General features: G+C 76.1%; 22 protein-coding genes. 14 read left to right on the forward strand and 8 right to left on the reverse strand.

What is annotated here, in order from left to right; genetic code table 11:
- Positions 1-22 precede the first annotated feature (22 nt).
- Positions 23-274, forward strand: coding sequence for a DUF3253 domain-containing protein (locus ACI79B_RS07310; protein ID WP_456927385.1), 252 nt, complete (start codon positions 23-25; stop codon positions 272-274).
- On the opposite strand, the gene ACI79B_RS07315 is transcribed toward ACI79B_RS07310, so the two are convergent.
- The gene (locus ACI79B_RS07315) at positions 267-1328 is read right to left on the reverse strand and encodes a M42 family metallopeptidase (protein ID WP_456927386.1); all 1062 of its coding nucleotides are present in this window, start codon (positions 1326-1328) and stop codon (positions 267-269) included. The genes ACI79B_RS07310 and ACI79B_RS07315 overlap by 8 nt on opposite strands.
- A gap of 37 nt (positions 1329-1365) precedes the next feature.
- Positions 1366-1866 (reverse strand): Lrp/AsnC family transcriptional regulator, encoded by a 501-nt coding sequence (locus ACI79B_RS07320; RefSeq protein WP_456927387.1) that lies wholly within the window; start codon positions 1864-1866, stop codon positions 1366-1368.
- A 215-nt stretch (positions 1867-2081) separates the two neighbouring features.
- Here ACI79B_RS07320 and pdhA point away from each other — a divergent pair, with 215 nt between their 5' ends.
- Genes pdhA through ACI79B_RS07335 form a run of 3 tightly spaced genes read left to right on the forward strand, consistent with a single transcriptional unit; the run spans position 2082 to position 5679 of the window.
- Positions 2082-3221 (forward strand): pyruvate dehydrogenase (acetyl-transferring) E1 component subunit alpha, encoded by a 1140-nt coding sequence (gene pdhA, locus ACI79B_RS07325; RefSeq protein ID WP_456927388.1) that lies wholly within the window; start codon positions 2082-2084, stop codon positions 3219-3221.
- The gene (locus ACI79B_RS07330) at positions 3221-4201 is read left to right on the forward strand and encodes an alpha-ketoacid dehydrogenase subunit beta (RefSeq protein WP_456927389.1); all 981 of its coding nucleotides are present in this window, start codon (positions 3221-3223) and stop codon (positions 4199-4201) included. Before pdhA ends, ACI79B_RS07330 begins: the two co-directional genes overlap by 1 nt.
- Positions 4201-5679, forward strand: coding sequence for a dihydrolipoamide acetyltransferase family protein (locus ACI79B_RS07335; protein WP_456927390.1), 1479 nt, complete (start codon positions 4201-4203; stop codon positions 5677-5679). Before ACI79B_RS07330 ends, ACI79B_RS07335 begins: the two co-directional genes overlap by 1 nt.
- 23 nt (positions 5680-5702) lie before the next feature.
- Here the strand turns inward: ACI79B_RS07335 and ACI79B_RS07340 are convergent, their stop codons facing one another.
- Positions 5703-6473, reverse strand: coding sequence for an SDR family NAD(P)-dependent oxidoreductase (locus ACI79B_RS07340; protein ID WP_456927391.1), 771 nt, complete (start codon positions 6471-6473; stop codon positions 5703-5705).
- Between the two features lie 100 nt (positions 6474-6573).
- Between ACI79B_RS07340 and ACI79B_RS07345 the strand changes: the two genes are divergently transcribed.
- Both ACI79B_RS07345 and ACI79B_RS07350 read left to right on the forward strand, forming a co-directional pair.
- The gene (locus ACI79B_RS07345) at positions 6574-7740 is read left to right on the forward strand and encodes an AGE family epimerase/isomerase (protein ID WP_456927392.1); all 1167 of its coding nucleotides are present in this window, start codon (positions 6574-6576) and stop codon (positions 7738-7740) included.
- 85 nt (positions 7741-7825) lie between these two features.
- A complete protein-coding gene (locus ACI79B_RS07350) occupies positions 7826-8293 on the forward strand; it encodes an SRPBCC family protein (protein WP_456927393.1) in 468 nt (155 codons plus the stop codon).
- Between the two features lie 65 nt (positions 8294-8358).
- Here the strand turns inward: ACI79B_RS07350 and ACI79B_RS07355 are convergent, their stop codons facing one another.
- Genes ACI79B_RS07355 through ACI79B_RS07370 form a run of 4 tightly spaced genes read right to left on the reverse strand, consistent with a single transcriptional unit; the run spans position 8359 to position 12639 of the window.
- Positions 8359-8619 (reverse strand): HPr family phosphocarrier protein, encoded by a 261-nt coding sequence (locus ACI79B_RS07355; protein ID WP_387991904.1) that lies wholly within the window; start codon positions 8617-8619, stop codon positions 8359-8361.
- 52 nt (positions 8620-8671) lie between these two features.
- Positions 8672-10846, reverse strand: coding sequence for a PTS fructose transporter subunit IIABC (locus tag ACI79B_RS07360; RefSeq protein ID WP_456927394.1), 2175 nt, complete (start codon positions 10844-10846; stop codon positions 8672-8674).
- An 18-nt stretch (positions 10847-10864) separates the two neighbouring features.
- The gene (locus ACI79B_RS07365; RefSeq protein ID WP_456927395.1) at positions 10865-11875 is read right to left on the reverse strand and encodes a 1-phosphofructokinase family hexose kinase; all 1011 of its coding nucleotides are present in this window, start codon (positions 11873-11875) and stop codon (positions 10865-10867) included.
- The gene (locus ACI79B_RS07370; protein ID WP_456927396.1) at positions 11872-12639 is read right to left on the reverse strand and encodes a DeoR/GlpR family DNA-binding transcription regulator; all 768 of its coding nucleotides are present in this window, start codon (positions 12637-12639) and stop codon (positions 11872-11874) included. The genes ACI79B_RS07365 and ACI79B_RS07370 overlap by 4 nt, the downstream gene beginning before the upstream one ends.
- 193 nt (positions 12640-12832) lie before the next feature.
- Between ACI79B_RS07370 and ACI79B_RS07375 the strand changes: the two genes are divergently transcribed.
- The 3 genes from ACI79B_RS07375 (at position 12833) to ACI79B_RS07385 (ending at position 17156) form a co-directional block, all read left to right on the forward strand.
- Positions 12833-14518, forward strand: coding sequence for a putative PEP-binding protein (locus tag ACI79B_RS07375; RefSeq protein WP_456927397.1), 1686 nt, complete (start codon positions 12833-12835; stop codon positions 14516-14518).
- A gap of 175 nt (positions 14519-14693) precedes the next feature.
- Positions 14694-14846 carry a hypothetical protein gene (locus tag ACI79B_RS07380; RefSeq protein WP_456927398.1) on the forward strand — a complete coding sequence of 51 codons (153 nt, stop codon included), beginning with the start codon at positions 14694-14696 and terminating at the stop codon, positions 14844-14846.
- Between the two features lie 219 nt (positions 14847-15065).
- Complete coding sequence (locus tag ACI79B_RS07385) at positions 15066-17156, forward strand: diguanylate cyclase domain-containing protein (protein WP_456927399.1); 2091 nt, start codon at positions 15066-15068, stop codon at positions 17154-17156.
- On the opposite strand, the gene ACI79B_RS07390 is transcribed toward ACI79B_RS07385, so the two are convergent.
- A complete protein-coding gene (locus ACI79B_RS07390) occupies positions 17153-17992 on the reverse strand; it encodes a tyrosine-protein phosphatase (RefSeq protein WP_456927400.1) in 840 nt (279 codons plus the stop codon). The genes ACI79B_RS07385 and ACI79B_RS07390 overlap by 4 nt on opposite strands.
- A gap of 201 nt (positions 17993-18193) precedes the next feature.
- Here ACI79B_RS07390 and ACI79B_RS07395 point away from each other — a divergent pair, with 201 nt between their 5' ends.
- The 5 genes from ACI79B_RS07395 to ACI79B_RS07415 are packed head-to-tail and all read left to right on the forward strand — an operon-like array spanning position 18194 to position 23086.
- Positions 18194-19414, forward strand: coding sequence for a substrate-binding domain-containing protein (locus ACI79B_RS07395; protein ID WP_456927401.1), 1221 nt, complete (start codon positions 18194-18196; stop codon positions 19412-19414).
- Positions 19415-19441: 27 nt separating this feature from the next.
- The gene (locus ACI79B_RS07400; RefSeq protein ID WP_456927402.1) at positions 19442-20239 is read left to right on the forward strand and encodes an ABC transporter ATP-binding protein; all 798 of its coding nucleotides are present in this window, start codon (positions 19442-19444) and stop codon (positions 20237-20239) included.
- Positions 20236-21060, forward strand: coding sequence for an ABC transporter ATP-binding protein (locus ACI79B_RS07405; protein ID WP_456927403.1), 825 nt, complete (start codon positions 20236-20238; stop codon positions 21058-21060). The genes ACI79B_RS07400 and ACI79B_RS07405 overlap by 4 nt, the downstream gene beginning before the upstream one ends.
- Positions 21057-21941, forward strand: coding sequence for a branched-chain amino acid ABC transporter permease (locus tag ACI79B_RS07410; RefSeq protein ID WP_456927404.1), 885 nt, complete (start codon positions 21057-21059; stop codon positions 21939-21941). The genes ACI79B_RS07405 and ACI79B_RS07410 overlap by 4 nt, the downstream gene beginning before the upstream one ends.
- Entirely contained in the window at positions 21938-23086 is a 1149-nt protein-coding gene (locus tag ACI79B_RS07415; protein WP_456927405.1) for a branched-chain amino acid ABC transporter permease, read from the forward strand. The genes ACI79B_RS07410 and ACI79B_RS07415 overlap by 4 nt, the downstream gene beginning before the upstream one ends.
- Positions 23087-23090 lie beyond the last annotated feature (4 nt).

The raw sequence follows: 23090 nt of genomic DNA on the forward strand, positions 1-23090 counted from the left end.
CAAACGGGCGCATCCTGGGGGAGTGGACGACGCCGGCGCGGCCCTCGAGCGGGCCATCGACGCGCTGCTGGACGCCCGCGCACCGGGCGCCACGATCTGCCCGTCGGAGGCGGCCCGCGCGGTCGACCCCGAGGGCTGGCGGGAGCTCGTGCCGGCCGCCCGCGCCGCCGCCGGACGGCTCGCGCGGCGGGGTGCGGTGGAGGTGACCCAGCGCGGCGCGGTGGTCGACGTCGCCACCGCCCGCGGCCCGGTACGCGTCCGCCGGGTCAGCTGACCGGCAGCGGGTGGGCGAGGAAGGCGGCGAGCAGCCGGGCGGTCCGGTCGACGGTGCCGGTGTGCAGCACCTCGTACCCGTGCGTGCTGAGCGTGGGCAGGCTGAGCAGCGCCGCCCGCGCCGTCTGGCCCGAGGCCTTCGCCTGCGAGGCGTCGGAGTCGAAGGACTGCCACACCGCCGTCTGCGGGTCCACGCCGAGCTCGCGGCCGGTGTCCACCAGCGCGTCGGCGACCGCCCGGTCGTAGGCGACGGCGTCGTCGGCGTAGGCGACCACGGGGCCGCCGTCGACGGTGACCTGGTACTCGGCCTCGGCCGGGCCGACGTCGAGGGCGACGGTGAGGTCGCCGGGCAGGGTCCTCGCGGCGTAGGAGGCGCCGATGCCGCCCATCTCCTCGCTGGTGGTGGCCACGAGGTACACGTCGCCGTGCGGCCGCCCGCGCAGCAGCCGGGCGGCGCCGACGAGGGCGGTCAGCGCGGCGCGGTCGTCGAGGAAGTAGCCGCCGACGAAGTCGCCGAAGCGGGTGAGCCCGCGCCGGTCGGCGTGCACGCACACCCGGGTGCCGGGGTGCACGCCGGCCGCGGCCAGCTCGTCGGCCGGGCGCCCGGTGAAGACGTAGACGTGCGACCAGTCCATGGCCTTGTCGCCCTGGTCCGGCTTGGTCTCCCAGATCCGCGGGCTGTCGGTGGTCGTGTGCTCCGAGCCGAGGGTCAGCACGCCGGTCAGCGCCTCCCGCCGGCCGAGGACGGCGACCGGGCCGAGGCCGAAGTTGCCCGGGTACATGACGCCCAGCGAGCTGACCCGCAGCGTGCCGTCCGGCTCGACCCGCTTGACCATCATGGACAGCTCGTCGAGGTGCGCCATCACGCGGACGGCCGGGGCCGACCGGTCCCGCCCCTGCAGGAGGGCGACCAGGTTGCCGGCGGCGTCCACCGACACCTCGTCGGCCAGCGGCTCGAGCTCCCGGCGGACGACATCGCGCACCGCCTGCTCCTCCCCGCAGGGGCCGTAGGTGCGCAGCAGTTCGTCGAGCAGGTCGGGCAGCGGGGTGGCCACGGGGCTCCTCGGGTCGGCGACGGCGTCCCGACCCGTCCTACCCGCCGGGCGCCGGGTCCGCCCCCGCGGCCCGCTCCAGCAGCGGGGCGACCCGGTGGTCGACGTAGCGGCGCAGCGCCAGCGCGGTGTCGGTGCGCTCCACGCCGGGGACGGCGAGCACCTGCTCGGTGAGCCGCCACAGGTCGTCGGCGTCGACCGCGACCACGCGCACGAGCAGGTCGGCGGCCCCCGACAGCGCCGTCACCTCGAGCACCTCGGGCAGCGCGGCGAGCGCGGCCGCGACCTCCTCGAGGCTGCGCTGCACGACCTGCACGGTCACGTAGGCGCCGAGCCGGTAGCCGAGCGCCTCGGGCCGCACCCGGGCGTCGAACGGCGCGAGGAGGCCGCCGGACTCCAGCCGGGCCAGCCGCGCCTGCACGGTGTTGCGCGCCAGCCCGAGCCGCTGGGACAGGGCCATGACCGTGGCGCGGGGGTCGTCGGTCAGCGCCTGCACCAGGCGGGCGTCGGTGGCGTCCAGACGGTCCGGACCGGGCGGCATCTGCTCAGTCTGACACGTTCGGACGTCCTACCAGTTGTCATCCTGCGCAGTCCGCCGTCGTGACCTTGCGCAATCCGGGAGGGGGGTGATGTGCTCCGCAGGGGGTCGGTCGTGCCACGATGTGTGAGTGCCGCCACACCCCGGCGCACACAGGACGTCCAGCACCGCGACCGGCCGGTGACCCCGGCGGCGCGGCCGACGGCGAGGAGGAGCGCGTGAGCGTGCCGAGCGGAACGACGGAGGCGGTGGACCCCGTACCCGGTGCGGCGGCGCCCCACCTGCCGCAGCAACCGGACCTGGTGCAGCTGCTGACCCCGGAGGGGGAGCGGGTCGAGCACCCCGAGTACTCCCTCGAGATCGGCGACGAGGAACTGCGCGGGCTGTACCGCGACCTCATGCTGGTCCGCCGCTGGGACGTCGAGGCCACCGCCCTGCAGCGGCAGGGCGAGCTCGGCATCTGGGCCTCGCTGCTGGGCCAGGAGGCCGCCCAGATCGGCGCCGGCCGCGCGATGGCCGCCGACGACACGGCCTTCCCCACCTACCGCGAGCACGGGGTCGCCTGGGTGCGCGGCGTCGACCCGCTGCACGTCATCAGCCTGTTCCGCGGCGTCGACAACGGCGGCTGGGACCCGGTGGAGACGGGGTTCAACCTCTACACCGTCGTCATCGGCGCGCAGACCCTGCACGCCACCGGCTACGCGATGGGGCTGCAGCGCGACGGCGCGGAGAGCGCGACGCTGGCCTTCCTCGGCGACGGCGCGACCAGCCAGGGCGAGGTCAACGAGGCGATGATCTGGGCGGCGAGCTTCTCGGCGCCGGTCGTCTTCTTCTGCCAGAACAACCAGTACGCGATCAGCGTGCCGCTCGAGCGGCAGTCGCGGGTGCCGCTGTACCAGCGCGCGGCCGGCTTCGGCTTCCCCGGCGTGCGGGTCGACGGCAACGACGTCCTCGCCGTCCTCGCCGTCACCCGGGCGGCGCTGGCCGCCGCCCGCGAGGGCCAGGGCCCGACGTTCGTCGAGGCGTTCACCTACCGGATGGGCGCGCACACCACCTCCGACGACCCCACCCGCTACCGGCTGGCCAGCGAGCTGGAGGAGTGGAAGCTGCGCGACCCGATCGCGCGGGTGAAGGCGCACCTGTCCCGCAGCGGCATCGCCGGCCAGGCGTTCTTCGACGCCGTCGAGGGCGAGGCCGACGAGCTGGCCGCGCGGATCCGGAAGGGCACGCTGGAGATGCCCGACCCGCCGGGCACGGCGATGTTCGACCGGGTGTACGCGGAGCAGACGCCGCACCTGGCGGCGCAGCAGGCGGCCTTCGAGGCCTACCAGGCGAGCTTCGAGGGGGCGGGTCACTGATGGGCACCGAGACGCTCACCATCGGCAAGGCCCTCAACCTCGGCCTGCGCCGCGCCATGGAGGACGACGCCAAGGTCGTGCTCATGGGGGAGGACATCGGCCGCCTCGGCGGCGTCTTCCGGATCACCGACGGCCTGCAGAAGGACTTCGGCGAGGACCGCGTCGTCGACACCCCGCTGGCCGAGGCCGGCATCCTCGGCACCGCCGTCGGCCTGGCCATGCGCGGCTACCGGCCGGTGTGCGAGATCCAGTTCGACGGGTTCGTCTTCCCCGCCTACAACCAGATCGTCACCCAGGTCGCCAAGATCCACGCCCGCTCCCGCGGCAAGCTGGCCATGCCGATCGTCATCCGCATCCCGTTCGGCGGCGGCATCGGCGCGGTCGAGCACCACAGCGAGAGCCCCGAGGCGTACTTCGCGCACACCCCCGGGCTCAAGGTGGTCGCGGTCAGCAACCCGGTCGACGCCTACTGGGGCATCCAGCAGGCGATCGCGCACCCCGACCCGATCGTCTTCCTCGAACCGAAGCGGCGGTACTGGGAGAAGGCCGAGGTCGACACGGACGCCACGCCCGACCCGCTGTTCGCCTCCCGCGTGGTCCGCGGCGGCGACGACGTCACGGTGCTGGCCTACGGCCCGATGGTGAAGACGGCGCTGCAGGCCGCCGACGCCGCCGCCGAGGAGGGCCGGTCGCTGGAGGTCGTCGACCTGCGCACCCTCTCGCCGCTGGACCTGGACCCGGTGGTCGAGTCGGTGCGCCGCACCGGCCGCTGCGTCGTCGTCCACGAGGCGCCGGTGACCCTCGGCCTCGGCGCGGAGATCGCCGCGCGGATCACCGAGGAGTGCTTCTTCTCGCTGGAGGCGCCGGTGCTGCGGGTCGGCGGCTACGACACCCCCTACCCGCCGTCGAAGCTGGAGGAGGAGTACCTCCCCGACCTCGACCGCGTGCTCGACGCCGTCGACCGGGTGGTGGCGTCCTGATGGGGCAGCTGCGCCAGTTCAAGCTCCCCGACGTCGGGGAGGGGCTGACCGACGGCGAGATCCTGCAGTGGCTGGTGGCGGTGGGCGACACCGTCACGGTCAACCAGCCGCTGTGCGAGGTGGAGACCGCCAAGGCCGCCGTCGAGCTGCCCTCGCCGTACGCCGGCACGGTCACCGAGCTGCTGCACGAGGCGGGCACGACCGTCGACGTCGGCACGCCGATCATCACGATCGACGTCGGCGGCGAGGACGCCCCCGCCCCGGCCGCTCCCGCCGCTCCCGCGGACGGCGGGGAGGCCGGGGCCGGGCTGATCGGCGGGGCCGCCCCGGGCGGGCGGACGGCGGTGCTCGTGGGCTACGGGCCGCGGAACACCGAGGCCCGCCGGCGGCCGCGCCGGTCGGCCCCCGCCGTGCACGCGGCGCCGGCTCCGGCGGGCGCGGACTACGGGTCCGGCGGCTCCGAGCGGCCGCCGCTGCTGGCCACCGCCCCCGACGCCACGGTCAAGCCGGTGCGGCACGGCGGCCTCGAGGTGGGCCGGCAGGCCGAGGCGCACGCCCGCGCCGAGGCGGCCGCCCCCTCCCGGCCGGCCGCGCCCGGGCGGGGCACGGTGCGCCCGCTGGCCAAGCCGCCGGTGCGCAAGCTCGCCCGCGACCTCGGCGTCGACCTCACCGCACTCACCGGCAGCGGCGCCGGCGGGGTCATCACGCGCGAGGACGTGACCGCGGCCGCGAGCGCGCCGTCGGCCCCCGCCGCGGCGCCGGCGACCGAGGTCGCTCCCGTGGGCGGGCAGCGGATCCCGGTCAAGGGCGTGCGGAAGGCCACGGCGGCGGCGATGGTGGCCAGCGCGTTCACCGCGCCGCACGTGACCGAGTTCCTGACCGTCGACGTCACCCGGATGATGAAGCTGCGCGCGCGGGTCGCGGCGCGGCCGGAGTTCGCCGGCGTCAAGGTGAGCCCGCTGCTGTTCGTGGCGAAGGCGCTGCTGCTCGCGGCGCAGCGGCACCCGGTGGTCAACAGCTCGTGGGACGAGGCGGCGCAGGAGATCGTCGTCCACGGGCAGGTCAACCTCGGCATCGCCGCGGCCACCCCGCGCGGGCTGGTCGTGCCCAACGTCAAGGACGCCGGGCGGCTGTCGCTGGCCGAGCTCGCCGGGGCGCTCACCGAGCTCACCGAGACGGCGCGCGCGGGGCGGACGGCGCCGGCGGACATGACCGGCGGGACGATCACCATCACCAACGTCGGGGTGTTCGGCGTCGACACCGGGACGCCGATCCTCAACCCCGGCGAGTCGGCGATCCTGGCCTTCGGCGCGGTCCGCGAGATGCCCTGGGTGCACAAGGGGAAGGTCGCCGTCCGGCAGGTGACGCAGCTGGCGCTGTCGTTCGACCACCGGATCATCGACGGCGAGCTCGGCAGCCGGTTCCTCGCCGACGTCGGCGCGCTCCTGGCCGACCCGGGCCTGGCGCTGGCGTTCTGACGCGTGGCGGCCCGGCCCCGGGGTCAGCGCTCCTCGGGGTCGGGGCCGTACGCGGCCCGTCCTCCGTCGACGGGGACCACGGCACCGGTGACGAAACCCGCCGCGTCGGACAGCAGCCAGGCCACCACGTCCGCGACCTCCTCGGCCCGGCCCACCCGTCCGAGCGGGTGCACGGCGGCCATCTGCCGGCGTGTGCGCTCGGCCGCCCGCGCGTCCTGTGCGGCGAGCGCGGCGTCGTAGCGCTCGGTCCGGATGGAGCCGAGCGCCACGGCGTTGACCCGGATGCCGTCCGGGCCGTGGTCGACGGCGGCCGCCCGGGTCAGCCCCTCGACGGCGGCCTTGGCCGTCGCGTAGGGCAGCGCGCCCCGCACCGGACGCTGTGCCTGGTGGCTGGAGACGTTGACGATCGACCCGCCGGTGCCGGCGGCGCGGAACCGGCGCACCGCGACCGCGCAACCGACCACCGCAGGCGCCAGGTTGGCGGTCACCAGGTCCAGGACCTCACCGGCCGGCGCGGTGCCGAGGCCGGCGTCGCGGAAGACCGCCGCGTTGTTCACCCACCCGGTCAGCCGCCCGAGCTCCTGTGCCCGGTCCGCGGCGCGCCCGGCCACCTCCTCGTCGGCGGCGCTGCCGACGACCGCGGCCACCCGTCCCGCGGCAGCATGGTCCGCCACCCAGCCGACGGCGTCCGGGTCGAGGTCGACGACCACCACGGCGGCCCCTCCGGCGACGAGCCGCTCGGCCACCGCCCGCCCGACACCCCGCCCGCCGCCGGTCACCACGTACGCGTCCACTGCTGCTCCTCCCGTCCGCTCGTCGGCGATCACGGCGCCGTGACCACCGATCCGGTCCGCCGGGTGGTCACGGCGCCGTGATCGCGGGCAGGCTGGCGGCGTGACCGACCTCGACCGGCTGCTCGCCGCCGCCGCCCGCGCCCGGGTGCCCGAGGGCGGGTTCGGCTACCTCGGCGCCGACGGCGCCCTCGTGCCCGGCCGCCCGCAGCAGACCTGGATCGTCGCGCGGATGACCCACGTCTTCGCGCTGGCGCACCTGCTCGGCCGGCCGGGCGCGGAGGAACTGGTCCGTCACGGGCTCGCGGCGCTGCGCGGGGGGCCGCTGCACGACGGCACGGACGGCGGCTGGCGGGCGGCGGAGGACGACGACACGAAGAGCGCGTACGTGCACGCCTTCGCCGTCCTGGCGGGGGCGACCTCCACCGCCGCCGGCGTCGACGGGGGCCCGGCGCTGCTCGACGAGGCGCTGGCCGTGTGGGACCGGCACTTCTGGGACGACGACGCGGGCCTCGCCGTCGAGGAGTGGACCGCGGACTGGTCCCGGCTGTCGGACTACCGCGGCGCCAACGCGAACATGCACGGCGTCGAGGCGACCCTCGCCGCGGCCGACGCGCTCGGCGGGCAGCACGCTCCCCGGCTGCGGCAGCACGCGCTGCGCAGCACGGAGCGGATCGTGCACGGCTGGGCCCGCGAGCGGGACTGGCGGCTGCCCGAGCACTACGACGCCGCCTGGACGCCGCTGCCCGAGCACAACCGGGACCGGCCGGCCGACCCGTTCCGGCCCTACGGCGTCACCGTCGGGCACCAGTTCGAGTGGTCGCGGCTGTGCCTGCACCTGCGCGCGGCGCTGGGCGACGCCGCACCCGCATGGCTGCTCGACGACGCGGTCGGGCTGTTCGACGCCGCCGCCGGCCGGGGCTGGGCCGCCGACGGGGAGCCGGGCTTCCCCTACACGCTGGACTGGGACGACCGGCCGGTGGTGACCGCACGGATGCACTGGGTGCTGTGCGAGGCGGTGGCGGCGGCCACCGTGCTCGGCGCGGTCACCGGCGAGGACCGCTACGCCGACCTGGCCGCGGCCTGGCGGGCGCACGGCGAGGAGCGCTTCGCCGACCCCGCCACCGGCAACTGGCACCACGAGCTCACGCCGTCGGGCGAGGTGGCCACCGGCACCTGGGCGGGGCAGCCGGACGCCTACCACCTGGCGCAGATGCTGCTGCTCGAGGGCGCCCCGGTGCGGGGGAGCGTGGCCGCGGCGCTGCGCTGACCACGCCGGTCGGTGTGTCCGCTCCAGCACCCGTGGGTAGGGGTCGGTCGTCCGCAACGAATCCCGAGCAACGAGGAGCGTTCCCGTGGCCAGCGTGCAGGAATCCATCGACGTCGACGTCCCCATCCGGGTCGCCTACGACCAGTGGACGCAGTTCGAGTCCTTCCCGCAGTTCATGGGCGGCGTCGAGCGCATCACGCAGGTGAACGACACGCTCACCCACTGGGTCACCAACATCGACGGCGTCAAGCGCGAGTTCGACGCCGAGATCACCGAGCAGCACCCCGAGGAGCGGGTGGCCTGGGCGAGCACCGGCGGCGAGGCCAAGCACGCCGGCGTCGTGACCTTCCACCGCCTCGACGACAGCAAGACCCGGGTCATGATCCAGATCGACTGGGAGCCGCAGGGCATCGTGGAGAAGGCCGGCGCCGCCCTCGGCTTCGACGACCGTCAGGTCAAGGCCGACGCCCAGCGGTTCAAGGAGTTCATCGAGAGCCGCGGCACCGAGACCGGTGCCTGGCGCGGCGACGTCCCGCGCCCGGACCAGCAGTAGGGACGAACGACGGCGCCCGTCCCCTCCGGCCGGAGGGGACGGGCGCCGTCGCGTGTGCCGGTCGGCTACTCGGCGTCGAGGTCCTGGGCCACCAGGCCGGCGATGTGCTCGACCACCGAGGCGTCGTCGCTGGTCACGGTGACCTCGGCGCCCTTCTGGGCACCGAGCGTCATGATCATCAGCGGCGAGCCGGCGTCGACCGGGTTACCTCCGGGGGTGGCCAGGGTGACCGGGACGCCGGCCTTGCCCACGGCCTCCGCGATGAGCGCGGCGGGGCGGGCGTGCAGGCCGACCCGGGAGCCGACGGTGACGGTCTGACTGGGCATGGGGTGGGTGTCCTCGCTGCTCGGAGTGGGTGGTGGGGTCGAGCCTGCCGTGTCAGACGCGTGCGGGCGCGCTGACGGTCGTCGCGGTGTGCGCGTGGGCCAGGTCGACGGCGTCCTCGGGGACCGCCTCGGCCTTCGGCCGGCCGATGCTCTTGGCGATGGTGACCGCCAGCGCGCCGACCACGGTGCCGACCACCAGGGCGAGCAGGAACACCAGCACCCCGCTCATCGCGAAGAACACGAAGATGCCGCCGTGCGGGGCGCGCAGCTCCACGCCGGCGGCCGCGACGATCGCGCCGGTGGTGGCGCCGCCGAGCATCATCGACGGGATGACCCGCAGCGGGTCGGCCGCGGCGAACGGGATGGCGCCCTCGGAGATGAAGGACAGGCCCAGCAGCCAGGCCGCCTTGCCGTTGTCGCGCTCGGCGGGGGTGTAGAGCTTCGGCCGGATGACGGTGCTCAGCGCCATCGCCAGCGGCGGGACCATGCCGGCGGCCATGACGGTCGCCATGATGACCAGCTCCTGCTGGCCGCCCTCGCCGGAGATCGCGGCGGTGAGGCCGGTGGTGGCGAAGACGTAGGCCGCCTTGTTCACCGGGCCGCCCAGGTCGAAGCACATCATCAGGCCGAGGATGATCCCGAGCAGGATCGCCGCGCTGCCGGTCAGGCCGTTGAGCCAGTCGCCCAGGCCCTCCAGCGCGAGCGCCAGCGGCCGGCCGAGGACGACGGCCATGAGGCCGCTGGAGATCAGCGTGGCCAGCAGCGGGATGATCACGACCGGCTGCAGGCCGCGGACGCCGGCGGGCAGCCGCCACGAGGCGATCCACTTCGCCGCGAAGCCCGCGATGATGCCGCCGACCAGGCCGCCGATGAAGCCGGCGCCCACGGTCACCGACACGGCGCCGACGACGAAGCCGGGGACGATGCCCGGGCGGTCGGCGATGGCGAACGCGATGAACCCGGCGAGCGCGGGGACGAGGAAGCCGAACGCGGCCTGGCCCAGCACGGTGCAGACCGCGCCGAGGTAACCCCAGAAGCCGTCGTTGAGGCCCTCGACGCCGGAGGCGCTGGGCAGGTCGAAGAACGAGTTGTTGAGCACCCAGTTCAGGGCGTAGCTGCTGCCCTCTTCCACGGGCGCGCTCGTGACGGTGGAGGGGTCGGTGCTGACGATCTGGTAGCCGCCGAAGAGGAAGCCCAGCGCGATGAGCAGACCGCCGGCCGCGACGAACGGGATCATGTAGCTGACGCCGGTGAGCAGCCAGCGGCGGATCTCCGCGCCGGTGCTCGGCCGGCCGGCCGGGGCGGCCGCGGCGGCCTCACCGCCGGTGCCGCCGGGCACGCGGCGGGCGTTCGGGTCGTCGGCGGCGGCCAGCGCCTCGCGGATCATGCCGTCGGGGTCGTTGATGGCGCGCTTGGTGCCGGCCTGGACGACCGGCTTGCCGGCGAACCGGTCGCGGTCCCGCACGCCGACGTCGACGGCGAACACGACCGCCTCGGCGTCGCGGATGACCGCCGGGTCCAGCGGGGTGGCGCCCGAGGAGCCCTGGGTCTCGACCACCAGGTCGACGCCGGCGGCCTGCGCCGCGGCGGTGAGCTTGTCGGCGGCCATGTAGGTGTGCGCGATCCCGGTCGGGCAGGCGCTGACGGCGACCAGCTTGCGCCGCGCGGCCGGGGCGGCGGCAGGAGCGTCGGCGGGGGCGGCCGACGGTGCCGCGGCGGCCGGGGCGGTGGCGGGGGCCGGGACCGAGGCGGCCGCGGTCGCGCCGGCCGCCGGCTGCGGGGCGACGACCTCCTCGACCAGCCGGACGACGTCCTCCGCCGAGCCCGCGGCCCGCAGCGAGGCCACGAAGTCCGGCCGGACCAGCGCGCGGGCCAGCGCGGAGAGCAGGGTGAGGTGGTCGGCGTCGCCGGCGGCGGGCGCGGCGATGAGGAAGACCAGGTCGGCCGGGCCGTCCGCGGCGCCGAAGTCGACCCCGGGGGCCAGCCGGGCAAACGCCAGCGACGCCTGGGTGACCGCGGCCGACCGGCAGTGCGGGATGGCGATGCCGCCGGGCAGGCCCGTGGCGGCCTGCGCCTCGCGGGCGAGCGCGTCACCGGCGAGCGCCTCGGCGCCGGTCGCCCGGCCGGCGTCGGCCACCAGGCCGGCCAGCCGGCGGACGACCGCGGCCTTGTCGGAGCCGAGGTCGGCGTCGAGGACGACCAGCTCGGGCGTGATGAGTGCGGACATGACGGACCTTCCGGGGCGTCAGGGGACGTCGCGGCCGGCGGCCGGGACGGGCTGGGGGAGGGGAGGGGTGCCGGGCAGGCCGGGGGACACCTCGACGGCGTCCGGGTGGACCTGCTGCGGCGTGGGGACGGCGGAGCCCGGCAGCGCGGCGGCGGCCGAGCCGGTGGCCACCGCGCGGCGCAGCCGCTCGGCGGGCGGGGTACCGGCCAGGTCGGCCAGCAGGTGGCCGGCCAGGCTGGAGTCGCCGGCGCCGACGGTGCTGCGGACGGCGATCCGCGGCGCGCGCGCCGACCACACGCCGTCGGCCGTGGACAGCACCGCGCCGGCACCGCCCAGGGTCAGCAGCACCTCACCGACGCCGCCGGCGTGCAGCGCCCGCACCGCCGCGAGGAGGACGGCGGGGTCGGCGAGCAGCGCGGCCTCGGTCGTGCCGGCGACCTGGGCCAGCTCCTCGGCGTTGGGCTTGAGCAGGTCCGGCGCGGACGCCGGGCCCGCGGCGAGCAGCGCCCGCAGCGGCGCCTCGGAGGTGTCGACGGCGACCCGCGCCCCGGTGCCGCGAACGGCGCGGACCAGCTCGGCGTACCAGTCCTCGGGCGTGCCGGGCGGCAGCGAGCCGGACAGCACCACCCAGTCGGCGCCCGCGGCGGCCGCGGCCACGGCGGCGGCGAGCGCGGCGCGCAGGCCGGCGTCGAGCGGGGTGCCGGGCTCGTTGAGCTTGGTGGTGGTGCCGTCGGGCTCGGTGAGCGAGTAGTTGGTGCGCACCGGGGCGCCGGTGGGGACGGTGACCAGCGGCAGGTGCAGCGCGTGCAGCGCGGCGACCAGCGGGTCGGTGGGGTCGGCGGGCACGACGGCGAGGACGTCGGCGCCGGCGGCGGTCAGCGCGCGGGCGACGTTGACGCCCTTGCCGCCCGGCTCGGTGGAGCTCGCGCCCAGGCGGGCCACCTCGCCGCGCGCCAGCGGGCCGGGGAGGGCCAGCGTCCGGTCCAGGCTGGGGTTCGCCGTGAGGGTGACGACCCGTCCCCCGCTCACGCGACCACGACCTCGACGCCCGCGGCGTCCAGCTCGTCGAGGGCCGCGGGGTCGGCGCCGTCGTCGGTGACCACGACGTCGACGTCGTCGAGGGAGGCGAAACGGACCAGGTGTTCCCGGCCGAGCTTGCTGCTGTCGGCGAGCACGACCACCCGCTGCCCGGCGCGCACCATCGCCCGCTTCACCGAGGCCTCGGCCTCGTCCGGGGTGGTCAGGCCGTGGCCGGGGGTGATGCCGTTGGTGCCGAGGAAGGCGACGTCGACCCGCAGCTCGGCCAGCGCCCGCACCGGCGTCTCGCCGACCGCGCACTGGGTGAGCCCGCGGACGCGGCCGCCGAGCAGGTGCAGGGTCACGCCCGGCGCGTTGGCCAGCCGGGCGGCGATCGGCACCGCGTTGGTGGCCACGAACAGCGACCGGTCCAGCGGCAGCGCCTCGGCCAGCGCGGCGGTGGTGCTGCCGCCGTCGAGCAGCAGGCTGCCGCCGCGGCCGGGCAGCAGGTCCAGCGCCGCCGAGGCGATCTTCCGCTTGGCCTCGGCGCGGGTGGCGTTGCGCTCGGCCAGTGCCGTCTCCATGAGCGTCAGCGACCCGGCGGGGACGGCGCCGCCGTGCACCCGCCGCAGGACACCGGCCCGCTCGAGGACGGCGAGGTCCCGGCGCACCGTCTCGGTGGTGACGCCGAACTGCTCGGCCACCGCGGTGACCGCGATCCGCCCCTGCTCGGCGACCAGCGTGGCGATGGCCTGCTGGCGCTCCTCGGCGTACACCCGTCGACCCCCTCGGTCGTCGTCCCCGGCATCCTCGGGAGGCCGGCGGCAGTGCCCGAACATGTGGGAACGGGCTTGTGTCTCTGTGGTTGTACGTTGATTACGTTGACAAGTCAACACGTTTTCGTGATTGTGGTCACCGACGGACGACGAGGTCCCCGACCGACATCCCTCCGACCGACGCGAGGTCCGCATGTCCACCACCACCGCCGCCAGCACCGTGCTCACCGGGACCCCGGTCGTCCCCGGCGTGGTCCTCGGTCCCGTGGTCCGTCCCTCCGGCGCCGTCCGGCTGCCCGTCGAGGCGTTCGACGAGCTGCCGGAGCCCGCGCGGGAGGAGGAGCGGGCGCGCTTCACAGCGGCCGCCGAGACCGTCGCGGGCCGCCTGGCCGACCGCGCCGCCGCGGCGACCGGGATGACCGCCGAGGTGCTGTCGGCGACCGCCGGCATGGCCCGCGACCGGGGGCTGCTCGGCGCGGTGGAGCAGCGGATCGGCGCCGGCGTCCCCGCCGCGGTGGCGACGGTGCAGGCGGCGCAGCAGTTCGTCGACGTCTTCACCTCCCTGGGCGGCGTCATGGCCGAGCGGGTGACCGACGTGCGCGACGTCCGCGACCGCGTCGTCGCCGAGCTGACCGGCCAGGGCGAGCCCGGCGTCCCCGCGCCCGAGCGGCCCTCGGTGCTCCTCGCCGACGACCTCGCGCCCGCCGACACCGCCGGCCTCGACCCCGCCCGCATCGTCGGGCTGGCCACCCGCCTGGGCGGGACCACCAGCCACACCGCGATCATCGCCCGGCAGCTGGGCCTGCCCCTCGTCGTCGCGGTGGAGGGGCTGGACGCCGTCCCCGCCGGCGCGACCGTGCTGCTCGACGCCGAGGAGGGCACCGTCACCGTCGACCCCGACCCGGCGGTGGCCGCCGGCCAGCTCGACGCCGCCCGCCGCGCGGCCGAGGCGCTGGCCGGCTACCAGGGGCCGGCCGCCACGCGCGACGGCGTCGCGGTCCCCGTGCTGGCCAACGTGCAGGACGGCGACGGCACCCGCGCGGCGCTGGCCGCGCACGCCGAGGGGGTCGGCCTGTTCCGCACCGAGCTCGCCTTCCTCGGCCGGGCCGCCGAGCCGACCGTCGAGGAGCAGGCGCGCGGCTACGCCGACGTCCTCGAGGCCGCGGCCGGCCGCCGGGTGGTGCTGCGCACCCTCGACGCCGGCTCGGACAAGCCGCTGGAGTTCGCGACGCCGCCCGAGGAGGCCAACCCCGCGCTCGGCGTCCGCGGCCTGCGGGTGGCCCGCCGCGACCCCGGCCTGCTCGACCGCCAGCTCGACGCCGTCGCCGAGGCCGCCCGCCGCACCGGCGCCACGCCCTGGGTGATGGCGCCGATGGTCGCCACCGAGGCCGAGGCCGCGGACTTCGCCGCCCGGGTGCGCGAGCGCGGCCTGGTGCCCGGCGTCATGGTCGAGGTGCCCTCGGCGGCCCTGTTGGCCGACCGGGTGCTCCGGCACGTCGACTTCCTGTCCATCGGCACCAACGACCTGTCGCAGTACGCGCTGGCCGCCGACCGGCTCTCCGCCGACCTGGCCGACCTCACCGACCCGTGGCAGCCGGCGTTGCTGGCCCTGGTGGAGCTGACCGCGGCCGCGGGCCGGCGGGCCGGCAAGCCGGTCGGCGTCTGCGGCGAGGCGGCGGCCGACCCGCTGCTCGCCTGCGTCCTCGTCGGCCTGGGCATCACGTCGCTGTCCTGCGCCGGCTCCGCCGTCGCCGGGGTCGGGGCGCGGCTGGCCACGGTCGACCTCGCCGCCTGCCGGGAGGCCGCGGCCGCCGCGCTGGCCGCCGACGACCCGCGGGCCGGCCGGGCCGCCGCGCGGGCGGTCCTCGCCCGCGCCTGACGCGACTCCTGCCGGCGTGCCCGCCACGCCGTCGGATCCTGACCGATCCCACCCTCCTGGGTGAACGATCGTCGGGTAGTTCGTGACACACCCTGCGATCCTTCGGAATACTCAGGTTGTCACCTGCTTTACTACAGGTGCACGACGACGAGAGCACCGAAGAGGAGACACGGACATGTCCATCGGGACCACCTGGCGGCAGCGTCGGCAGGCGGCTCGCACGCGGCGGGCCATCGACCGGGCCCTCGCCCGCAGCAGCAGCCCCGCGATGCGCGACGAGCTGCTCACCATGGCCAACAGCAACTCGTTCTACACGCGCGGGTTCTGACGAAGGACCTCCCTGCCCCCCCACCGCTCGCACCTCGCGGCGGGCCCCTGCAGGGAGGCCGCCCTCGCAGCTCACCTGCGGCGTGACTGCACGGCCCCGGTCTGCTCCCGCAGCCCGGGGCCGACTGCTGTCCGGGGGCGGTCCCCCGCACGGGGGAGTGGCGCCCCGGACCGCGTCGCCCCGCTCAACCCGGCGGCCCCGCGTGCCGATCGTCCCCGCGTGAGCACAGCAGGGCCCGCGGACGGGGCCGTCCCCCCGGTGGAGGCCCGTGAGACGTCGGGTGCCACCACCGGGCTGGTCCTCGCCTCCGTCCGCCAGCACGGCGGCGACGAGGCGGTCGAGGAGGTGCTGCGCCGCGCGGGCGTGCCGTACACGGCCGCCGAGCTGTCCCGGCCCGCGACGTGGACCAGCTACGACACCCGGATCCGCCTGTTCACCGCGGCCACCGAGGTGCTCGGCGACCCCGGCGCCATGTACCGCATCGGCGCGGAGTCCCTGCGGACCGGGATGAACCCCAGCCTGGTCGTCCTCGTGCGGGCCATGGGCTCACCGCGGCAGGTGTTCGCCCGGCTGCCGCGCGCGGTCGCCAACTTCACCACCACCTCCACGATGGAGGTGCTGCGGTCCGACGCCACGTCCGCGACCCTGCGCTACCGGCTGCACGCGGGCTACGTGCACTCGCGGCTGGACTGCGACTACGCGCGCGGGCTCATCAGCATGGTGCCGACCATCTTCGGCCTGGCCCCGGCCACCGTCGTCCACGAGGAGTGCGAGTCCTCGGGGGCCGCGGCCTGCGTCTACCACCTGACCTGGGAGCGCCGCGGCCGGTGGCCGCGCCGCCGCCGCGGCACGGACGCGACCGATCCCGAGCTGGTGGCGCTGCGCCAGCAGGTCCGCAGCCTGCAGTCGGCGGCCACCGATCTGGTCGAGGGCGGGGACCTCGAGACGGTCCTGCGGCGGATCGTGGACCGCGCGGCCGCCGCCGTCCTCGCCCCCGCCTACCTGCTCGCCGTCTCCTCCCCGCGCGGCGGCGCCCCGCTCGTGCACAGCTCGGGCCTGGCCCCCGACGAGGTCCCGCCGCTGGTCGCCCGGCTGCTCGCCGGCGACGACCTGGGCCCGGGAGCGGTGACCGTCGACGTCGCCTCCGCCCGCCGGACCCACGGCCGGCTGGCCGCCCTGCACCGCGCCGGCGAAGGCGGGCTCGGCGACGAGCGGGCCATGCTCGCCGCCTACGCCGGGCACGCCGCGGCCGCCCTCGACCTCGTGCTGGCCCTCGAGGACAGCCGGCTGGAGGCCCGCCGGGCCGGCGCCCTCCTGGAGCTGGCGCACGGCCTGGCCCAGGCGGGCGAGGCGGCGGAGGTCTGCGCCGTCGTCGCCCGGGCGCTGCCCGGCATCGTCGGCTGCGGCAGCTCCGGTGTCCTGCTCTGGGACCCGGCCGCGGGCGTGCTGCGGGCGGAGTCCTGTGCCGGGCTGTCCCCGGAGCAGGAGGAGGTCCTGCGGTCGGCGGCCCTGCGGGCCGGGGACGTGCCCGAGGTCTTCGGCATCCTCACCGACCGCGAGCCCCGGGTGGTCAGCGCGACCGGCGCCAGCGCCCCGATGCGCGACCTGCTCGCCGCCCTGCACCTCACCGACGTCGTCGCCGTCCCGCTGCTCGCGGGCACCGCCTTCCTCGGCGTGGTCACCGCCAGCTGGGCCGACGGCGAGGTCAGCCAGGCCCTCGACGCCGACGTCCTCGCCCGGCTGCGCGGCGTCGGCGACCAGGCCTCCACCGCGCTGCAGAAGGCCCGGCTGCTGGAGACCGTCCGGCACCAGGCCACCCACGACGCGCTCACCGGGCTGCCCAACCGGGTGCTGTTCCGCGACCGGCTGGCCGCCGCGCTGGCCGCCGTCGCGCCCACCGGCTCCGTCGGCGTGCTCTTCTGCGACCTCGACCAGTTCAAGGCGGTCAACGACAGCCTCGGCCACGCCGCCGGCGACGAGCTGCTGCGCCAGGTGTCGGCCCGCCTGCGCGCCGCGGTGCGCCCCGGCGACACCGTCGGCCGGCTCAGCGGCGACGAGTTCGCCGTCCTGCTGCCCCGGCTGGCCGCACCGGCCGACGCCGAGGCGGTCGTCGGCCGGGTGGCGGCGGCCTTCACCGAGCCGTTCCGTCTCGACGGCGTCCCCGCGGCGGTCGGCACGAGCACCGGCGTCGCCGTGCACACCGGCCCCGGCGGGGACGCCGAGCGGCTGCTGCGGGAGGCCGACGCGGCCATGTACCGGCACAAGCACCGCGACCGCCCGTCGGCCCCGGCCCCGCGGACGGCGGACTAGTCCCGGAGGCGGGCCCGCAGCGCGGCCTGCTCGGCGGCGCCGAAGCCGTGCTCGTCGAGCCAGCCCAGCGGCCCGCCGTGCCGCTCGCCCAGGATCTCCAGCAGCCGGCGCATGGTCGCCGCCCGCGGCGTGTGGCTGGCGACGTCGCGGCGGGTCATGTCGTCGGCGTACGTCGGCGACTGCCGCAGCTTCGCCACCAGGGCCTCGATGACCTCGGCGGTCAGCGCGTAGTCGGCGACGATCTCCTCGTCGGGCACCCCGGCCACGGCCAGGGAGAACATCGCGACGACGCCCGTGCGGTCCTTGCCCGCCGCGCAGTGCACGACCGCGGCGCCGTCGCTCGCGACGATCGCCCGCAGTGCCGCCAGCACGTTCTCGGGGCGGTGGTGCAGGTAGCCGAGGTAGGAGCGCACCGCCGGCGGCTCGACCTCGTCGGCCTCGGTGGTCTGCCGCGGCAGCACCGTCTCGGCCCAGTCGGCCGGCAGGTCGGGGACCTCGTCCTCCTCGACGGCGAACACGTCGGTGTGGTGGCCCCGCTCGGGCAGCAGGCTGAAGTGCCGGTGCGTGACCTCCGGGACCGCGCGCAGCGGGCCGCGGCCCTCGAGCAGCACCTCGGCGGTGGTGCGCAGGTCGATCACCTCGCGCAGCCGCAGGTCCTCCACCAGCCGCCGGACGTCGTCGTCGCTGAGGGTCTGCAGGTTGTCGCTGCGCAGCACGCGGCCGAACGCCGTCACGCCGCCGTCGGTGGTGGGCAGGCCGCCCAGGTCGCGCGTGTTGGTCGTCCCGTCGAGCCGCAGCCAGCGGTCGGTGCGCACGTCACCGGAGGTCGAGGTCACCCCTCCGACGGTACGGCCCCCCGGTGGACGGCCCGTGCCGGCCGGGGACGTGTGCTGCGTCACCACAGGTGCGGGTGTGGCTGTGGGGGATCGCGACATGGGCAGCCCGTGACCGTCTCCCTACGGTGTGGTCCAGACCACGCCGGACGGGACCGTCCGGAGCAGCAACCGCGCACCGTCGCACACATCGAGGAGCTCGCCATGTCGCGTCCCCGCCACCGGTCCCGGACCGCCGTCCTCGCCACGGGCGCCGCGCTGGCCCTGTCGGTCGCCGCCTGCGGCAGCCCCACCGCCGCCTCCTCGGGCGGGAGCGGCGGGGACGGCGGCGGCGAGGGCGAGCCGATCCGGGTCGGGCTCGTCTTCTCCTCCACCGGGCCGCTGGCCACCTACGGCGGGCAGTACCTGCAGGGCTTCGAGGCCGGCCTGGACTACGCCACCGACGGCACCGGCGAGGTCGACGGCCGGCCGATCGAGGTCGTCCAGCGCGACGACGCCGGCGACCCGGCCAAGGCCGTCGCCGAGGCCACCGACCTCATCGGCCAGGGCGTGCAGGTGCTCGCCGGGTCCACCGCCTCGGGCGTGGCCACCCAGGTCGCGCCGCTGGCCGAGCAGAACGACGTGCTGTTCATCTCCGGGCCCGCCGCCACCGACGCGGTCACCGGCGTCAACGACAACACCTTCCGGTCGGGCCGGCAGACCTACCAGGACATCCTCACCGCGCAGTCGTTCATCGGGGACGCGCAGGGCAAGACCGTGCTGGTCTTCGCCCAGGACAGCGCCTTCGGCCAGGCCAACGTCGGCGCCGTGACCGCCGTGCTCGGCGAGGCCGGGGCCACCGTCACCCCGCTGCTGGTGCCGGCCAGCGCCACCGACTTCACCCCGTTCGCCTCCCAGGCCCGCGACGCCGGTGCCGACCTGGTCTTCGTCGCCTGGGCCGGGGAGACCGCGCCGGCCATGTGGCAGGCGATGGGCCAGCAGGGCGTGCTCGACTCCACCACCGTCGTCACCGGCCTGGACATCCGCGCCAGCTACGCCACCTACGGCGCGCAGGCCACGCAGATCGACTACCTGTCGCACTTCTTCGCCGAGGCCGTCGACAACGAGGTCAGCCAGGCGATGACCGAGCGGGTCGAGGAGGCCGGCGGCACGGTCGACCTGTTCACCCCGGACGGCTTCACCGCCGCGCAGATGGTGGTGCACGCGCTCCAGGAGGGCGGCGACGACGTCGGCGCCATGGTCGACGCGCTCGAGGGCTGGCAGTTCGACGGCGTCAAGGGCGAGCTGACCATCCGCGAGGAGGACCACGCGCTCCTGCAGCCGATGTTCCAGGCCCGCCTGGAGCAGCAGGGCGACCAGCTGGTCCCGGTGCTCGTCGAGACCCTCGACCCGGAGGCCACCGCGCCGCCGGTCGCCACCTCCTGACCCGGACGCCCCTGCGAGGACCGGGCAGTGACCACGTCCCTCCCCGCCCCGGCACCGGCCGCCCGCCCCGCGGGCGAGCCGGTGCTCCGGGTGGCCGGCCTGACCTGCGCGATCGGCGGCGCGGTCATCGTCTCCGACGTCTCCCTCGACGTCGCCCCCGGTGAGTTCGTCGCCGTCATCGGGCCCAACGGAGCGGGCAAGACCTCGCTGTTCAACCTGCTCTCGGGCCTGCTGCCGGTCACCGCCGGGACGATCACCCTCGACGGCGCGGACATCACGGGCGCGAGCCCCGCCGCGCGGGCCCGCCGGGGCCTGGGCCGGACCTTCCAGTCCTCGTCGGTGTTCGCGGGCCTGGGCGTCCGGGAGAACGTGCGCCTGGCGGCGCAGGCCCGGCTCGGCGGCAGCCTGCGGCCCTGGCAGCGGGTCCGCGCCTCCGACCCGGCGTTCGAGGTGGCCGAGCGGGCGCTGACCCGGGTGGACCTGGCCGCCCGTGGCGACGCGCTCGCCGGGTCCCTCTCCCACGGCGACAAGCGCAAGCTGGAGCTGGCGATCCTGCTGGCCACCGACCCCGCCGTCGTGCTGCTCGACGAGCCGATGGCCGGCGTCAGCACCGGGGAGGTCGCCGGCCTCACGCAGGTCATCGCCGACGTGCACCGCGAGGAGGGCCGGACGGTGCTCATGGTCGAGCACCACATGGACGTCCTGCTCGGCCTCGCCGACCGGGTCGCCGTCATGCACCACGGCTCGCTGCTCGCGCTGGACACCCCGGCGCGGGTGACCGCCGACCCCGTCGTCCAGGAGGCCTACCTGGGGGACCAGCTGTGACCGCCGCCGACCGGCCGGTGCTGCTCCGGCTCTCCGACGTGCACGTCCGGCTCTCGGGGTCGCACATCCTGCAGGGGGTCGACCTCACCGTCCGCCGCGGCGGGGTGACCGCGCTGCTCGGCCGCAACGGCGCGGGCAAGACGACGACGGTCAGGTCGGTGCTCGGCCTGGTGCCCTCGACCGGCCGCATCGAGCTCACCGACGCCGCCGGCCGCGTGCACCGGCTGTCGGGCCGGCGCACCCACGACGTCGTCCGGCTCGGCGTCGGCTACGCCCCCGAGGACCGCGAGGTCTTCGGCGGGCTGACCGTCGCCGAGAACCTCACGCTGGCCGAGCGGCGCGACCGCGCCCACCACCACGACCGCGTGTACGAGCTCTTCCCGGAGCTCGCGAAGCGCAGCCGGCAGCTGGCCGGGACCCTCTCGGGCGGCCAGCAGCAGATGGTGGCGATCGCCCGGCTGCTGCTCAACGACAACCAGCTGCTGCTCGTCGACGAGCCGACCAAGGGCCTGGCGCCGCTGCTGGTCGCCGAGGTCGCCGACGTGCTCGCCCGCGCCGCCGAGGAGGTGACGGTGCTGCTCGTCGAGCAGAACCTGTCCGTGGTGCGCCGCATGGCCACCGACGCCGTCGTCGTCGACCAGGGGCGCGCGGTGTGGAGCGGGTCGGCACCGGAGCTGCTCGCCGACGCCGACCGCACCCGCGAGCTGCTCGGCGTGGCCACGAGCGGGGGTGCGCACGCAGTGGGCGAGCTCGCGAGCCCACCGGAGACGGGGCCACGGGTGCGCATGCACCGGACGAGCGCCAGCGAGGCCGGCGCATGAGCACCGTGGTGCTCCTGACCGTCACGGGCCTCGGCCTGGCGGCGCTGTACTTCCTCGTCGCCTCCGGCCTCTCGCTGATCTTCGGGCTCATGGGCGTGCTCAACTTCGCCCACGGTGCCTTCCTCACCATCGGCGCCTACGGCACCTGGTGGGCGTCGGAGAACCTGCCCGGCGCCGGGTCCGGCGGGTGGGGCTTCGCGCTCGCCGTCGCCTTCGGCGTCGCCGTCGGCACGGGAGTCGCCGCGCTGATCGAGCTGCTGCTCATCCGCCCGCTCTACGAGCGGCACATCGAGCAGGTACTGGTCACCGTGGGGCTGAGCCTGGCGCTGGTCGCGCTGGTGCGGGCGATCTGGGGTGCCGACCCGCGGCCGTTCCCGGCGCCCGCCTGGGCCAAGGCCACGACGTCCGTCCTCGGCGCCAGCGTGCCCAACGACCGCTTCCTGCTCATCGGCAGCGCCGTCGTCGTGCTGCTGGCCGTGCTGGCCTTCCTCCGCTACACCCGCTTCGGCCTGGTCATCCGCGCCGGCGTGGAGAACCGCTCGATGGTGACCGCGCTCGGCATCGACGTGCGGCGGGCGTTCACGCTGGTCTTCGCCATCGGCGGCGCGTTCGCCGCGCTGGCCGGCGCGCTCGGCGGCGTCTACCTCGGCTCGATCTCGCCGGGTCAGGGCACCTCGCTGCTGATCTTCGCCTTCATCGTCGTCGTCATCGGCGGGATGAGCTCGATCACCGGCGCCGCGGTGGCCGCGGTCCTCGTCGGGCTGGTGCAGCAGTTCGCCAACTACTACGCGGCCAGTGGGGTGGGGGACCTGTCGGTCGTCCTGCTGCTCGCCGTCGTCCTGCTGACCCGCCCCGGCGGGCTGACCGCGAGGGTGGCATGAGCCGGAAGCTGACGCGGCTGGCGCCGCTGGTCGTCCTCGTCGTCCTGGCGGTCCTGCCCTACTCCACGCTGCAGGTCCCCGGCCTGTTCGACGGCGTCCTCAACAGCCCCGGCACGCTCCAGCTGCTGGCGCTGTGCCTGGTGTTCGGCGGGGTGGCGCTGTCCTACGACCTGCTGTTCGGGTTCACCGGGCTGCTGTCGTTCGGGCACGCGCTCTACTTCGCCGGCGGCACGTACGTGGCCAACCTGGCGCTCACCGAGCTCGGCTGGGGCCTGGGCGCGGCGCTCGCGCTGACCACCGTCGTCGGCATCGCGCTGCCGCTGCTGGTCGGCGGGGTGGCGCTGCGGGTGTCGGGCATCGCCTTCTCGATGGTCACGCTGGCCATGGCGCAGGTCGGGTCGATCGTCGTCCTGCGCGACCCCGGCGGCCTGACCGGCGGCGAGGAGGGCCTGGCGCTGGACCGCTCGAACGTGCCCGACGCGTTCGTCGGCGTGCTCAACACCGTCAACCTGTACTGGCTGGCGCTGGCCTACCTCGCCGTCGTCTACGTCGTCGTGGCGTGGGTGACCGGCTCGCGGGCCGGGCGGGTGTGGCAGGCGATCCGGGAGAACGAGCGCCGCGTCGAGGTGCTGGGCCTGCGCCCCTACTCGTTCAAGCTGGTCGTCTTCGTCCTCGCCGGCCTGCTGGCCGCGTTCGGCGGGGTGGTGCACCTGCTGCTGCTCGGCGGCTCCACGCCCCGCACGACGACCGCCGACTTCACCCTCGGCCTGCTGGTCATGGTGGTGCTCGGCGGCGCGGGCAGCCGGTGGGGCGCGGTGCTCGGCGGCGTCCTCTACACCTACCTCGACAGCCGGCTCACCGACCTCGCCTCCTCGCCCGCCGTGCAGGACCTGCCGGCCTGGCTGCGGGTGCCGCTGTCGGAGCCGCTGTTCCTGCTCGGCTCGCTGTTCGTGGTGGTCGTCTTCTTCGTGCCCGGCGGCATCGCCGGCCTGGTCGCCCGGCTGCGCGAGCGCCGTTCGGGCCGCCGTCCCTCGGCGCCCGCCGGCGGGGAGACCCCGCCGCCGGGCCGGGTGGTCGAGCAGCTGCGGGAGACGGCGTCCCGGGGGGTGGGCGTCGGCGCGGCCGGCCCCCGCGACGGCGTCTGACGCG

Source organism: Geodermatophilus sp. SYSU D00879 (genome assembly GCF_054050375.1).